At 46.3% G+C, this 15497-nt stretch carries 10 protein-coding genes; 6 read left to right on the forward strand and 4 right to left on the reverse strand.

Annotated elements, in window-relative coordinates; genetic code table 11:
* Nucleotides 1-108 precede the first annotated feature (108 nt).
* The 6 genes from HMPREF2955_RS01515 (at nucleotide 109) to HMPREF2955_RS01540 (ending at nucleotide 5181) form a co-directional block, all read left to right on the forward strand.
* A complete protein-coding gene (locus tag HMPREF2955_RS01515) occupies nucleotides 109-588 on the forward strand; it encodes a hypothetical protein (RefSeq protein ID WP_070720237.1) in 480 nt (159 codons plus the stop codon).
* Complete coding sequence (locus HMPREF2955_RS01520; protein ID WP_070720239.1) at nucleotides 575-973, forward strand: hypothetical protein; 399 nt, start codon at nucleotides 575-577, stop codon at nucleotides 971-973. The genes HMPREF2955_RS01515 and HMPREF2955_RS01520 overlap by 14 nt, the downstream gene beginning before the upstream one ends.
* The gene (locus HMPREF2955_RS01525) at nucleotides 970-3030 is read left to right on the forward strand and encodes a bifunctional DNA primase/helicase (RefSeq protein ID WP_070720241.1); all 2061 of its coding nucleotides are present in this window, start codon (nucleotides 970-972) and stop codon (nucleotides 3028-3030) included. Before HMPREF2955_RS01520 ends, HMPREF2955_RS01525 begins: the two co-directional genes overlap by 4 nt.
* Entirely contained in the window at nucleotides 3018-3326 is a 309-nt protein-coding gene (locus tag HMPREF2955_RS01530) for a helix-turn-helix domain-containing protein (RefSeq protein ID WP_070720244.1), read from the forward strand. Before HMPREF2955_RS01525 ends, HMPREF2955_RS01530 begins: the two co-directional genes overlap by 13 nt.
* Before the next feature lie 192 nt (nucleotides 3327-3518).
* A complete protein-coding gene (locus HMPREF2955_RS01535; RefSeq protein WP_070720245.1) occupies nucleotides 3519-4283 on the forward strand; it encodes a type IV toxin-antitoxin system AbiEi family antitoxin domain-containing protein in 765 nt (254 codons plus the stop codon).
* The gene (locus HMPREF2955_RS01540; protein ID WP_070720247.1) at nucleotides 4276-5181 is read left to right on the forward strand and encodes a nucleotidyl transferase AbiEii/AbiGii toxin family protein; all 906 of its coding nucleotides are present in this window, start codon (nucleotides 4276-4278) and stop codon (nucleotides 5179-5181) included. The genes HMPREF2955_RS01535 and HMPREF2955_RS01540 overlap by 8 nt, the downstream gene beginning before the upstream one ends.
* Before the next feature lie 60 nt (nucleotides 5182-5241).
* Here the strand turns inward: HMPREF2955_RS01540 and HMPREF2955_RS01545 are convergent, their stop codons facing one another.
* The 4 genes from HMPREF2955_RS01545 to HMPREF2955_RS01560 all read right to left on the reverse strand — a co-directional run bounded on the left by HMPREF2955_RS01545 (nucleotide 5242) and on the right by HMPREF2955_RS01560 (nucleotide 15366).
* Nucleotides 5242-11487 carry a helicase-related protein gene (locus HMPREF2955_RS01545; RefSeq protein WP_070720250.1) on the reverse strand — a complete coding sequence of 2082 codons (6246 nt, stop codon included), beginning with the start codon at nucleotides 11485-11487 and terminating at the stop codon, nucleotides 5242-5244.
* Between the two features lie 92 nt (nucleotides 11488-11579).
* Entirely contained in the window at nucleotides 11580-13652 is a 2073-nt protein-coding gene (topB, locus tag HMPREF2955_RS01550; protein WP_070720252.1) for a type IA DNA topoisomerase, read from the reverse strand.
* Between the two features lie 21 nt (nucleotides 13653-13673).
* A complete protein-coding gene (locus tag HMPREF2955_RS01555; protein ID WP_070720253.1) occupies nucleotides 13674-15077 on the reverse strand; it encodes a DUF3945 domain-containing protein in 1404 nt (467 codons plus the stop codon).
* Between the two features lie 100 nt (nucleotides 15078-15177).
* Entirely contained in the window at nucleotides 15178-15366 is a 189-nt protein-coding gene (locus HMPREF2955_RS01560; RefSeq protein ID WP_246830036.1) for a hypothetical protein, read from the reverse strand.
* Nucleotides 15367-15497: the final 131 nt, after the last annotated feature.

Below are 15497 nucleotides of genomic sequence, written 5' to 3' on the forward strand. Positions count from 1 at the left end.
GAATACAGATTGGTCAATACCGCTGAATAGTTACTGGCAATCCAATATTCTTAAAAAAGTTTTATTTCTTTGGAACTTTGCACCTATAAATCAAATTAACAAACAAATATGGATAAGAAGATGATACCTCAAAAGGAAGAGGGACGCTTGTTTATCGTGCTTCCCACTCTTGAAATCATGCTGTCTTCTTGCGATAACAGCAAGATGAGAGCCCAAGTTGCCGGCATGGAGAATTCCAATTTCAGGAAGCATTGCAAGATGCAGACAGATTTGAGAATTGACACCTATACCAAATGCGCCTCCGCATTCGACATGGATGTACTTCTTTTGCATCTTCCCAAAGGAATGATAGAATCTTTGGTACATACCACCGAAGACAAAGACCATCGTTTCTTCACAATTGAGAAGGAAGACCTCATCTTTTTGTTGAACAGGCTCTGTCAGGTAGATCACAAAAGAATGATTCAACATATCATACTTCTTGCCAACCGTATAGTAAAAAAGCAAGACAACCTATCTACATTTCGTGATTTAATGGCAGCTATTGAGGAACTTATCCAAAAACTGATGCGTGATGACAGAGAATAACATGCTTCCTTCCGCCCTTTTGGAAGAAATACATTCCTTGAAAGAAAATATGGAACGGATTACAGGCTTCATCCTTGAACTGAAACAGGACTATGCCGTGTTGGAAGAAAAGATTGAGCTGAACTCTTCTGATGTCCTGCGACTTCTCGGCATATCCAGAGCTTCACTTGCGCGATGGAGAGACAGCAAGGTTGTCCCTTACCGTTATGTTTCCTGCAATCACGTGGTCTATCCCTTCAAAGGACTGTACATTGCAATCAAGACGGGACGCGCTTCCTTCAAAGGCTTTCGCAGGGTGGAAGCCCTTCAAAGGCTCAATGCCTACAAAGACGGTATATTGAAAGGCTATATGGGAGACTCACAAACTTTGTTTGAGGAACTATGAACATTAAGGAAGAAATCTTGGAACACACAAACAGGGGATTGGAGATCTTCAGTTTCTATATGCCGATTGACTTTGTTCCAAAACGGAATTTTCGGAATCCACTATATGAGGACAGACGGGCTTCCTGCAATATCTATTTTGACACGAGATCGAAGTGCTATCGGATGAAAGACTTCGGTAACGAAATGTATTCCGGCGATTGCTTTTGGTTCGCAGCCGCAATACAAGGCTTGGATATGCGGAGAGACTTTATGAGGGTATTGAAGATGATTATCAATGACCTGCAACTGAACATTCCATTACCGTACCATGATTGGAGTGAGAAAAGCAAGTCGAATGCCAATATTCCTCCCAAACCTCCCATATCCGTGAATGCCAGTAAGCAGGCAGGCTCCAAAAAATGGTTTAGGATTGCAGAACAATCTTACAAGGATAACGAACTTGGATTTTGGGCACGGTATGGTATCGGAACGAAAACCCTGCAGCGCTTTCAGGTCAAGTCCATAGCCCGTTTTGAGTCGGTTTCAAACCAAGGAAAGGCATATACCATTCATTCTTCTTCGGAAGAACCTATGTTCTGCTATTCCATGAGGAATTTTGTTAAAGTGTACCGTCCATTCAGTAAAATGCGGTTCTTGTATGGAGGAGAAAAGGCAGAAGATTATGTGTTCGGATTCGAGCAGCTGCCCAACAAGGGCGACATTCTCTTCATCACGGGTGGAGAAAAAGATGTGCTTTCCCTCTCCGCCCATCATTTCAATGCCATCTGTTTCAACAGCGAGACAGCACAAATCCCGGAAAGCATAATCGAGAGCCTGCTGCTTCGTTTTCGCCACATCATTCTCTTATACGATACGGACGAGACCGGACTCAGGGAGGCTGAACGGCAAGCGGAAGTCCTGTCCGCTTATAAGGTACTTACCCTGACGCTCCCCCTTCAAGGCATCAAAAGCGAGAAAGACATATCCGATTACTTTGCCTTAGGGCATAATGAAAAAGAATTGAGAGGGTTACTGTCAGCCATGCTCTCCCAGATTTATACACAGACCATCATGATGTTACGTTCATGTGAAATAGACTATGACAATCCTCCTGACGCTTCAATGTCCGTTGTAGCTGTGAATGGAGTGCCACTTGGTACACAGGGCAACTTGTTTTGTATTACGGGCGGCGAAGGTACGGGCAAAAGCAATTATGTGGCTGCCATTCTTGCCGGGACATTAGGAGCAGAACGACTGCCTGCCGAGAGAACATTGGGATTGGAAATTACGCCCAACCCTAACGGCCTGGCGGTATTACACTACGACACGGAACAGTCTGAGGCACAACTTCACAAGAATCTGGGTAAGACCTTACAACGTGCTTCATTGAAAACCGTACCAGAGTTTTACCACTCCCTATATCTGGCTTCGCTCTCCCGTAAAGACCGACTGAAACTTATCCGTGAGAGTATGGATTTGTTTCATCACAAGCATGGAGGCATCCATCTCGTGGTGATTGACGGCATTGCCGACCTGATACGATCAGCCAATGATGAGACGGAGAGCATTGCCATCGTTGACGAGCTTTATCGCTTGGCAGGGATATACAATACCTGTATCATCTGCGTGCTACACTTCGTGCCGAACGGTATCAAACTTCGCGGGCATATCGGCTCGGAGCTGCAACGCAAGGCGGCAGGCATTCTCTCCATTGAGAAAGACGACAATCCCGAATACTCGGTGGTAAAGGCACTGAAAGTCCGTGACGGAAGTCCGCTGGACGTGCCGATGATGCTCTTCGGCTGGGACAAGGCAGAGGATATGCACGTCTATCGTGGCGAGAAATCCAAGGAAGACAAGGAAAAGCGCAAAACCGACGAACTTATTGGTGTTGTTAAAGAGGCTTTCCGAAGTTCTCTCAAACTCTCATACCAAGAACTGTGTGAGATTCTGATGCGTGAAATGGAAATCAAGGAAAGAACTGCGAAGAAGTATATTGCCTATATGAAAGAGCAACGTATTTTGGCACAAGATACCAATGGTAACTATCAAAAAGGGGAACTATGCCGTACTTAGACCATCAGCCTGAAGACACATGGCAGAAACGCCTGTTTGATAAACTGAAGAATGTGGAAGACAAGCTCGACCGTTTGCTTGTCCTGCGGGAACAGGAAATTGATACAACCGTTCATCCTCCATTGAAACGGGAATACTTGGACATCATCGATGTTTCCAAAATTTTGAAGGTGGAGCAAAAGACTATTTACAACTGGGTTTGGGCAGGGAAAATCCCTTATCTCAAAGCCAATGGCCGATTACTTTTCCTTCGAGAAGAGATAGATGAAATGTTGCAGAAGCGAGACTTATGGTAAAAGTCAGTTCCATACAAGTATGTTGGAAATGTCTTCATGTTCCATTTCATCCTCCTTTTCCTCACAATGGTTGTAATTTTGTCCTATAAGTCAACTATTAGTTTACTTTCGGGAAAATAATTCAACCGTTAGGCTGTAATTACCAAAGTCTTTTGTACCTTTGCGGTTGGTTTTAATTACAGCAAGTAAACTATGAGTGTACTAAAAGGAAAAAAAATAAACCAAATGCTTCAATCCGGGCAAAAGAACGGATTGCTGTTTGCGACATGGCTTGTAGAGCATGGCTATTCCAGACAGTTGTTGAGCAGGTATCGTTCTTCCGGTTGGTTATCCTCTCTATGCAAGGGAGTTATGTACCGCACAGGCGACACGCTGTCCGCTTTTGGTGCTTTGCAGTCCTTCAACGAACAGTTAGGAAAGAGATTTCGTGTTGCGGCGCATTCTGCTTTAGAGCTTTGGGGCTTCAACCATTATGTTCCTATGGGCAAACCCTTGTTAATGGTATCAACGGCAAGTGACAAAATGCCGCAATGGATGAAGCATGACGTTTTCGACCGTGAATTTAAGTTTTTCAAGACAGAAGTATTTGTCCGTGCACAGATAACAACTTTAACATACTTGGACTGGAGGCTGCTTATATCCTCCCCGGAGCAGGCTTTTATGGAATGTCTGTTGCTTACACCGCGACAATATGATTATATGGATTTATTTTATATCATGGAGCAGCTGACCACTCTGCGTCCGAATGTTGTCCAATCGTTATTGGAAACCACAAAACATTACAAAATGAAGAGGCTGTTTCTATATATGGCTGAAAAAGCGGGGCATTATTGGTATAAAGACTTAGACCTTACAAAAATAGATTTGGGGACACATAAACTCCAACTCGTCAAATCCGGTATATATATCAGCAAGTATAAGATGATTGTCCCAAAAGAATTAAACGATTATGAATGATCAACAATATAAAAAACAGGTGGCATTGTTACTACGCATTATGCCCTTGGTTTACAAGATAACGGATTTTGCAGTTCATGGAGGCACAGCTATTAACCTGTTCCACCAGAATATGCCACGTTACTCGGTTGATATTGACCTTACCTATATTCCGATAGAGTCACGCACGGCGAGTTTGGAAAAGATAAATCAATATCTCGGAGAGCTGAAAACAAGTATAGAACGTGCCATTCCCGGAATACATGTGATACATAAATCCAAAGTATGGAAATTGCAATGCACGTATGATGGCGCCACGGTGAAAATAGAGGTAAATGGTACTAAACGGGGCATACTTGGAGAGGTTGAAATCATGGAACTCTGTCCGAAAGCGAAGGAAGAGTTTCAAGCCAACTGTAAGGCACGCATAGTTCCTTATTCTCAATTGTATGGAGGGAAGATTACAGCTGCCCTCAGCCGCCAGCACCCACGTGACATGTTTGACTGCAAATACATGAAAGACCAAACACTTGAAGATGTAAAAGACGGGCTCATCTTATGCTTATTGGGAAGCGACAAGCCTATCGTAGAATCCTTGTCTCCTAATAACATAAACCAAGAGGAGGCACTTGAAAACCAATTCAAGGGAATGTCAGGTATTCCATTTACCTATACAGACTATGAGCAGGCTCGCGAATCCATCATTAAAAAGGTAAATGACAGCCTTACAAATACAGATAAGGAATTCCTCGTTTCCTTTGAGGATGGAACACCACAGTGGGAGAAATGTTGCGCAGGGGATTTAAGCCAATATCCATCCGTACAATGGAAATTGCTGAATATAGGCAAACTCAAGAAACAGGCTCCCGATAAGCACAAAGAGGGAATAGATAAGCTAAAAGGTTATTTACAGGTATAGTGATAAAAGTCAGACATCCATATTGAATGTCTGACTTTTATTTAGCCCCTCGACATGTGTTTAGTGTCTCCACTTGGGTCTGAAACTCTGTAACCGGCTATCCTCTTCTTTATCTTGGACAGGATTATTCTCATTTTTCATTTCGACAGAATAATTATTGTTGGGTAAATTCTCTTCTTGCTCCTTTTCTTCCGTTTCATCTTTTTCCTCATCAGGTGGAGCAAGTGTAAGTGCAATTTTTCTGTCCAGCTCCGCAGCTTCACTTTTAAGTGAGCGAAGCTCGTCCTCTTTTTTCCACGAGCTGTTTGCAATAGTAATGTAAACATCCTTATTGGCTGTTACCTTCTCCATTTCCTTCTCATGCGACTCTATCACTTTTGGAATACGTTCCAAAGCATTAACGAAGTTCTGACAGGCAAGTTTCGGGTCTGTTGCCAACTTACCGTTATTATAGGTATAGTAAATGCTTTCCTGTCCTTTCACAAAGAAGCGGTTCACTGAGCAGTCGAACAAATCCTTGGAAGTGCTCTCTGTCTTGACCATGATGGAAAAGCCGTATATCTCACCGATTTTGTTGTACTCGCCCTTGGTTCGTGCCTTCTCGTCAATCTCCTGTAAACGTGCAGCAATAGCCTTGATGTCGGTACTGTCTTCCACACCCTTGATTATTAGTTTATTGATGGGCTGTCCATCGGTATTACGTTCCACACGCTTCTCAAAGAGAGCTAAGTCAGACTGTGCCTCCTTGATTTTATCCGTATGGAAGGATACAGAACTCTCAATCTCAGCCAACTTGCCCGTTGCGGCGTCACGTTCACGGAGGAAGTTTTTGCGCTCTGACTCCAAGGTGGTGATTTTCTTGTCAAGCCTTGCTTTTTCCAAAAGGTCGGTGTTGCCTGAAAGTACAGCCACATACTCGGAAAAGTTCATTCCACTGTCCTCGTCCATACTTCCCTCATCAATGGTACGACTGCCAAGCGTATTCGTCTTCAGCTGATTGATGAACAGCTGCTTATTGTGCAGCAGGTTGAACTTGTAGCTATCCAAGGAACGCTCTACGGCATAGATAATCACATCGACCTTGTTGTTCGCAAACTCCTTAGCGATAAGGTTTCCCTTACGCACGGCTCGCCCGTTACGCTGCTCCAAGTCCGATGGTCGCCAAGGCGTATCCAAATGATGGATTGCCACGGCACGCTGCTGTGCGTTCACGCCCGTGCCCAACATGGAAGTTGAGCCGAAAATGATGCGGATGTCGCCCCGATTCATGGCATCCACCATTGCTTTCTTTGCCTTCTCATTCTTGCATTCCTGAATGAAGCGTATCTCGTATGCTGGGATATGGTAGTCTTCCACCAACTTTCTTTTGATTTCCGAATAGATATTGAAGTCTCCACCGGGCTTATAAGTACCTAAATCAGAGAAAACAAACTGTGTACCTTTCTGTGCATCGAACTTTCGGTAATAGTCATTGAGCATCTTGGCACAGTGACTTGCCTTGTTGTCGATATGATCTGAGTACCCATTTTCATCAATCATGCGTAAATCAAGGCTCATCTTCCTCGCGTAGTCTGTTGCAATCAGCATCTTTGCTCTTTCCTCACTCTCACTCAGAGGTGCTCGTCCCAAGATTGTGGCATCGCCACTCTTGGCAAACTCCATCAGCTTGCCGATAAACACCTCTTGCTCGGGTGTCGGCGGAATGTTATGCAGTATCTCATTCTTTTCCGGGCGGTCGATACCGATGTCCTTGGCAGTGCGAAAATCGCAAATCTCCGCATAAAACGCCGCAAGCTCCGGCACCTTGATGAAGGTACGGTAACGTTCCTTTTGGATAATCTCATTGGTGATGGAGAACTCGTAGTCAGTCGACTTCTTGGCAAAGACGGCTGCCCATGCATCAAAACTGTTGATACCCTGCTTTTCCAAAGCCTGCGGACGCAGATACTTGAACAGAAGATACAGTTCCGTCAGACTATTGGAAATGGTCGTTCCCGAAAGGAAAGTCGCTCCCAAGTCCTTGCCGGACCTCTCCTGTATGGTACGAATGGCAAAGAGCATGTTTAAGGCACGCTGTGAACCATCAGGATTGCCCAAGCCCGACACACGGTCGTGGCGGGTATTGAACATCAGGTTCTTGAACTGGTGGCTTTCATCGACAAAAAGGTGGTCGATACCCATCATCTTGAAGTCCACGGCATCGTCTTTTCTTTCGGCGATGCTGTCCTGTATGTTCTGCAACTTGGCTTCAAGTGTCTGCTTGCGCTTCTCCAAGCCTTTGAGCATACCACGGGAGATGTCTCTTCCTTGTTGTCGCAACACTTCGAGATTCTCTTCCACGGAGTCCAGTTCCTTTTGCATAATCGCTTCCTGTATCTCCAAGGCCTGCGGTATCATACCGAACTGTTCATGTGTAAGTATAATACAGTCCCAATCGTTGTTCTTGATGTCGTTGAAAATACGTTGGCGGTTCTGCTTATTAAAATCGTTCTTGCCCGGATAGAGTACCTTAGCATTAGGATAAGCTTTCCTAAAGGTGTCGGCAATATCAAAGACGTTTGCTTTCAGTCCGATAATCATTGGTTTGTTCGCCAGTCCCAAGCGTTTCATCTCGTAGGCTGCCGTACACATAATCAAGGTCTTACCCGCACCCACCTCGTGGTCACATATACCGCCACCGTTGGTCTTGAGCATCCATACCGCATCCTTCTGACTTTTGTAGAGGTCAGCAATACCCAACCTTTTCAGGTCAAGGTCGGGAAACGTTTGGTGCGTACCGTCAAAGTTTGGTCGCACAAAACAATTGAAAAGGCGGTTGTACCTGTCGGAGAGTTGTTGTTTGAAGGTATCGGGTGTGCGTCCGAGCCAATCGACAAAGCCTTGCCTGATTTCCTCAATCTTGGCATTTGCCATCTGTATGGCATGTCCGTCCCTTACTTTGATAGTTTTCGTCTCTCCCGTAACCTTGTCCGTCATCTCCTTGCTCTTGTTGATGTCGGGAATGGTATTGTGTAGGGCATGCTTTAAGAGATTGATGCCGTCATAGCGGCGGAACTCTCCCTGTACGGCATACTTGTGCCAGATATTGGCATTCTTATGGTCACATACAATGCTGTACTCGTCCATGTTGGAATGATAGGACACGCCAATGTCTGTCCCGAAGAACTCCGAAGCGAACCTGCCATAGACCTTGGCAGGTATCCAGCGTTCACCGAGATTAAAGTCAAGGTCTGCAAATGGAATGGGTGTAGGCGTGGCTGCACGTAAGGCAGCAAGGCTCTGCTTTGCCTCTTCGTGTTCGGGATGGTCCAAGAGCCACGACTCGATACGCTCCGCCTTTTCTATTACATTGCCTGAAATGAACTTGTCCGCCACTTCGTAGGCATTCTCTTCGGGATTGAAATAGATGCGACCTTCCAAGGAAGATATGATGTCGCTTTCCTCCATATCAGGTAAAAGCGAACTCATGTAGTCAAGTTCCACCGTGCCGTACTTGTTGAGCGATGCGCCCAAGGCTTCCATCGAGTCTGCGGCGATAGTCAGTTCTGTGGTGGAAAATGCCGTGGGATGGTCGAAGATGTCCGCCTTGACGTACCTGCCGTTCTCGGAGCGTTCCAAGAAGAGCATTTCCACGCCTGTGGCATCCATTTTGATGATGTCGGTGTTCGCCTTCTGGTTGAAGTAGCCCCAGCGTGCAACATAGTCATCATACAAGTGATTGAGCCTGCCGCGGTCTTCCTTGTCTTCTGCATGGTTCTCTGCCTCGTAGTCATAGAGACGGTGATAGCACTCCCGTATCTCGATATAGCTTTTTAGGCGGGAAAGCTGGGCATACGGCAAGTCCATCGGGTTAAAGGTGGGATGTCGCTTTAAGTCAGAAAGAAACCCCATCTGACCTTTCTGCACGACAATGGAGCCGTCTCTCAGGTGAGAGTCCGGCGAAGAGAGAAAAGGGCGTGGGGAAGCGTCAAACTCTTTTCTGACTTCTGCTATCGGCTGCGGCTTGCGCTCCTCGGCTTCGTTCATGAAGTCGAAAAGGGATGGCTCACGTGAAGAGGAAGAAGCCGCTTTCCTGCTGCCACGGGTACGCCGTTGAGGAATGGCCGCTGCCTTTTGTATCTTGGACTCCGATGGTTTCTGGGGAGCAGTTTGAGTTATAGGACGGCGCACCTGTGAAGTTCCTGAATTATCCTTGATTTCATGGTTCACACGGGTAACTTCTCTTGTCCAAAGACTGTATTCCTCCGGGGCAAATAGTGACAGCTGCTCCGGTTGTCCGATGTCTTCCATGTTATTGTCCACCACCGGATGATGATCGTCGTCAAAGAATATCGTCTGCCCGTTCATCTCTCTCGGGGCTTCAATATCCGTACGGATTTCTTGTGGTTCCTGCTCGTATTGATGATGAAGTGTCAAGGCGGGTACGCCTTCGGGCGCAGGTTCTATAGTCATGGAAGGCTGTTCTGATACGAATTGTTGTGGGGCAGATTTTGATGATGACGGCTGTAATGGGATTGTCTCGCCGTTAGGAACGGTATTTTCCATTATCTGCGTATCGTTCTCAGAAGCAATGGTTACAGTCTCCTTAACCTTATTCTCTGTTTCTGCCTTTGTTATCACTTCTTCCTTGATTTCCTCTGCCACCACTTCTTCTTTGGTATATTGTCCCCTGACTATTTCTTCCAGTTCGGCTATCTCGTGCAATTTCTTAGGAGAGAAGTACAGGTCACGTTCAATCCCCAATCCTCTTACCTTCACGCCTTCCATCTCATCGAGGGACATATTGCCAAGCTCCCAGCCATGACCCATCGTGACAGCACCGAAACCAATGCGGCTCTTAGGGTCATATTCCAGAAGGTAGGCTGTGTATGCTCCCATAGGGAAGAAATAGCGTGCATAGGCAACCTTATCGCCTATGAGTTCCTTTTCCGTGCTGTAAAGTTTAGGCAGTTGCTTTCTGATACTGTCGGGCATGAGGTTATAGGCATCGTTTATTCCCTTGTCTTCAGTCTTTGTCTTCTCTGTTTCTTCTTTCCGACTTATGGTAATACCCAACTTGCGAAGCTGTTTCTCCGCTTCTGCCTCTCGCTCTGCCTCTGTCATTGGTATACCTGTTTCATATAGTTTACGGTCGATACGTTGTCCCATTTCAAGGGAGAGCCGTGTTCGGAGACTTTCTGCCATTTCCTCAATCCCTCCTGTGAACCGATACTCCCATGCCGGTCTTCCATAAGGGTCTGTACCCATTATGCGCTCTGTGGCAATGGTGCGATGAGAAATGTCCTTCCAATCTCCTACAAAAAGTGAGTTATGCTTGAAGACGACAGAAGAGCCTTCTTCCTTGGGAACGGAAACGGTTTCTACGAACTGCTGTTCAATACCTTCGCTGATTTCTTTACCTGTCTGCTTCTGCAGGACGATGAGGTCACTGCCCACGTCCGTTCCTGCATTGTCTGAAAACATACCTGATGGCAGTCGGAGAGCGGAGATAAGGCGGCTGTTCTGCATGAGGTAACGGCGTATGGCTTCATTGCGGGGACTGTCCAAAACGCCCTGTGAGGTGATGAATGCCAGCAAGCCACCTTCCTTGATGCAGTCCAGACCTTTCACGAAGAAGTAATTGTGAATGGCACGTGTGGACTCACGTTTAAGAGTGTCCTTACCTTTGCTATACTCTCGGTCATAGACCATGAAATCCCCGAAAGGAATGTTACTTGTAATAAGGTCGTATTTATCCTTGTCTTCTATCTCTCCAATAGCCTCAAAAGGCTCATTTCGAACGAAAATATTGCCTTTGCCATACGGGTACAGGGCTTGGCTGATATGAGCAGTAAGCAGGTCTTTTTCCATTGCATCTACAACTCCCGCTTGCCTTGCAAAGGTCTCAGCAAATGCTCCCATGCCAGCCGAAGGATCCAAACATCGACGTATGGGTACATTTACAGAAGTGAGAGCATCGGCAATGGCGGTGACAATACGAGTATCGGTATAGAAGGAGGTCAGTACACTTGCCTTGATGCTCTCCCAATACCGCTTGGCAGTGTTGGCATCTACGGCTTCACGATAAATCATCTGTTTGAGCTGCTGTGTCGGTTCAAAGAGATTCTGTTCAGACTTGCTCCAATAGCGTATGTCATCGGGGTTATCTGTGCGGTTGAGTACACATTTCAAACCACCGAAGCCCTGATAGTTTCGTAAAATACTTTTTTCAGCTTCGGTGGCTTCGCGGCGTTCCTTTTCTAAGCGCAAGACCACACGGATAGCTTCCGTGTTGGCTTGCAGGACTTCTTTCTTATTGTATGCCATAAGGTATAACTTTTTCTATTATGGGAATAACTACTCTGATACCAAAGCTTGACCGTAATGTCAGACTTTAGTATCAGAAATGAAGTAGTATGCTATTTCCGTTTTTTGTTTTGGTCAAACTCAAAGGTGGTGGTATAATCGTCCTTCAAAACCAGTCGGGCATTGAATTTCTTGCCTGCCTTGCTGGTCAAATTTTTGAGGACTGGTGTTCGCCCTGTGGTCAGCAACTCCTGGATATTATCTTCAGAGAGAAGTGTACCACAGACTTCACGAAACACGTGGAAGCCACAGGTCTCATGCCTACACTTGGCTACCTTGGCATAGATGCCAACACTCTGCTGTCCGCATTTTGGGCAGCGGTAGACAGGATAGGACTTCTGCTCTGAAGAAAGTGAGAGGAGTTCCTCGCAGATTGTTTCCACGTATGAGTTGATGCCTTGTGAGAACTTATCAGATGGTATCTTTCCTGCTTCAATAGCGGCAAGGGCAAGTTCCCAACTGCCTGTCATCTCCGCATTGGCAATTTTCTTATCTTTGACAATCTCATAGACTGCCAGGCCTTTCTCGGTAGGTATGATGGCTTTCTTGTCCCTTCGGATATAGTCACGGAGAATAAGCGTCTCGATGATGTTGGCACGGGTGGCAGGTGTTCCGATACCACATTCTGCCATCGCCTTCTTACTTTCTGCATCTTCGACCTCTTTCCCTGCATTTTCCATCGCAGAAAGCAAGGTCGCCTCCGTATAGAGCGGTTTGGGTTTGGTCTTGTATTCTGTGATTTCTGCATTGAGTAATGGTAGGGTTTCCCTTTCCGTTAGGTCAGGTAATGAAGACAAAACCTGCTCATCACCGTCCTCTTTCTTCTCTGCTTCAGTAGCCTTGTCTTTCTGCACGGCTTTCCAGCCCAAGGAGATACTACGGCACGCCTTCCAAGTAAAAGTACTGTTACCATCGGTAAACACCGCCTGCATACGTTCTTCTTCCGAATTCGGGGAAAAGGCTTCAATGAAGCGATTGACCACCATTTGATAGACAGTTTTTTCATCTGTCGACAATCCTGATGGCGTTTCACCTGTAGGGATGATGGCGTGGTGGTCGGTTATCTTGGCATTGTCCACCGAATGGCGGTTAAGCGGAGTCGGAAGTGTTTCTCTTATCTTGCGCAGCAGGACGGGTACTTCCTCGAAAACATCCTCGCTGATGTATCGGCTGCCAGTACGGGGATAGGTCGTGATTTTCTTCTCATAGAGGCTCTGGGCTATCGAGAGGGTCTTGTCTGCAGAAAAGCCGTGGCGCCTGTTGGCATCTTTCTGCAAGGCAGTAAGGTCGTACAAGAGTGGTGGTGCGGTATGCCCCACCTGTCTTGTGACCGACTCTACTTTAAGCCGGCTCTGACTGCGAAGTGCAGCGAGGGCAGTCTGTGCAGATGCTTCATTTTCATAGTCTTTACAGCCAACGGCTTTTATCGACAAGCCCTCTTTTTCTGTGTGAACGGATAATTTCCAATAGGGTACGGAAGAAAAATCACGGTTCTCAATGTACCGACGGCAGACCATTGCCAAAGTCGGGGTCTGTACCCGTCCCAAGGAATAGCCGCCTTTGCGGGCGATAGACAATGCACGGCTTGCATTGATACCCACGAGCCAGTCGGCTTCGCTTCTTGCCTTGGCGGAATAATAGAGATTGTCGTAATGGCTTCCCGGTTTGAGATTGGAGAGTCCCTCACGGATAGCCTTGTCGGTAAGAGAACTTATCCAAAGGCGGTCGAAAGGCTTGTGGCAATTGAGATAGGAATAGATGTATCTGAAGATGAGCTCACCTTCACGTCCTGCATCGGTGGCGACAATGATGCGGTCAGCCTTGTCAAAGCAGGAACGTATCACTTTGAGTTGCTTCAATGCTGCTGGATCGGATATATACTCCTTGTCCTTACGTACTTGTCGTGCCACTAACTGAAAGGGATTGGGACGGATGGGCAAGTCCTCACGCTTATAAGCGGAAAAACCGTAGGCTTCGGGCATGGCAAGGGCGATGAGGTGTCCCATTGCCCAAGTGACGAGATACCCACCTCCTTCTAAATATCCGTCCTGCTTGCTGTTTGCCCCGATAATGCGTGCAATATCTCTGGCTACCGAGGGTTTCTCGGCAATAATACAAGTTGTCATAGTCGGTAATAGAATTAAGGGTTACATCTTACGTCCACGGGACTTCTTCTGCTTGTTTTCGTCCTGCTTTTGCTTCTGCTCGGCAGTAGGCTGTGTCTGTCCCGTTTTGAGAGGCTCTTTCACATTCTTGGTGGCTTCGTTGGTCTTGCCGTGGTTGTTCACGGCTACCTGCGTCTTGTGTTCCTCGGCTACGGCAACCACCTTTTCTTTGCCGGTTTCCTGCTTCTTTTCAGGATTCCACTTGTAAAAACGTGGGCGGTTCTGTTCCTTGTCCATGCGAACGTATGCGTTGAAAGGTTGTCCCTGTTTGTCCACCATATTCTTTAGATATAGTGTACGACCGCTGTCCAAGGCTTCACGCTGTTTTTCTGATAACTCTAAGCCGCAAAGCTTATGCGGGACGCCTTGCTGCTGTGTCTGCTGCTGGCGTTCCTTAAATCCACGGTTATTGTCAAAGATGAACTCAATGCCTTTCTTCTCGGCATTGACCTGCAGGGTGGCGTTGAAAGACTTGCCGCTCTTGGCAGTCATGCCTTCCACCTTCACGGCTTTGCCTTCCACGAGGTCCTTGTACTGGGCATCGGAAAGTGTCACGCCTTTGATTTCCTTGGGGATGTTCACACGGTCGGCACGCAGGGCTACAATTTCGTTGGTCTGCGGGTCGATAGAGACGTAGGCAGAGAAAGGTTTAGCGTTCTTGGGAGTTACTTCGATAGTTTTACCGAGATTGCCCGTAGTGAGAAGTTGCTCCTTTTCTTCGGGAGAGAACTTGTAACCCATATAGGGAAAGTCAAGCTGTGGTTCTTTTCTCAAAGGATGAATTGCCAAACCGATATTGCCGTTATCGTCCGTACGGAACGCAAGGCGGGCTTCGGTGTAGATAGTAGTGTCTCCAATAGGTACGGCAATCGTCAAGAGATTACTCTTCTGCCAATTGAGCATTTTGTCCAATTCTCCGCTCTGTTCCAATCGCTCACGGGTAAGTCCGAGATTATCGAGTTGCTTCCAATCAATCTTCGACTCATCGATGGCAGTAGCATTCTTCTGCTGGGGCAGATAGTCCTCAAAGGGAACGCCCATCTTTGCCAGTTGCTGTTTGCTTTCGGGCTTTTCACGGCTTTGTAGCATGGTACGCAGGTTGTCCACGCCCTGCTCCACATTGTCTGCCAATACCTTGTATAATCCGAAGTGAGTCGGGTTATTGAACTGTTTGAGGAAGTTGGTCATGAAGTTTTTGAGAAGTCCGTCCTTGTTATTGAACTTTAGGAACACTGCTTGGTTGGCAGCGACAGCCTCTGTTGTTTTAAGGTTTCCCTTGTCGTCAATACCAGAAACTACGGAGAGTTTTCCTGCTTCCTTTTCGTTCTTTACTTCCGTGCGGTTTTCCAAGACCAGCACGTAATTGTCATTGCTGTTTGATTCCATTGCTTGATAATTTTAATGATGAATACTGTTATCAAGCAGCTAAATTATAGGTATATGAAGAGATAAAAAAGTTTTTGGGAAAAGCGGGAAATAAAGGGAATTAATGTGAAATAATTGTTGTTCTGTAATACTTGAAGGCGAAAGCACTCAGCCACATATTCATTTCGAGCCAGTTCACGCTGCGCTCTGCCGTCTGCCGATAGCATTGTTCTCCACGCTTTCCATAGCGTCCCATCTGCGTGAAATTGCATATCCTTGGGATGACCATCAAAAGAAAAAGCATTTCCATGACGTTTGTTTGAATACTTTTGCTTAACTTTGCTCCATCTTCGGCACTAAATGCTGCTTTGCAGAGCTTCATATATATCGGCTAATCAAGTATCGGATTTTCAAGGAAATTGAAAATGTAGTCCCTGCATT

Source organism: Prevotella sp. HMSC073D09 (genome assembly GCF_001814145.1).
GTDB lineage: Bacteria > Bacteroidota > Bacteroidia > Bacteroidales > Bacteroidaceae > Prevotella > Prevotella conceptionensis.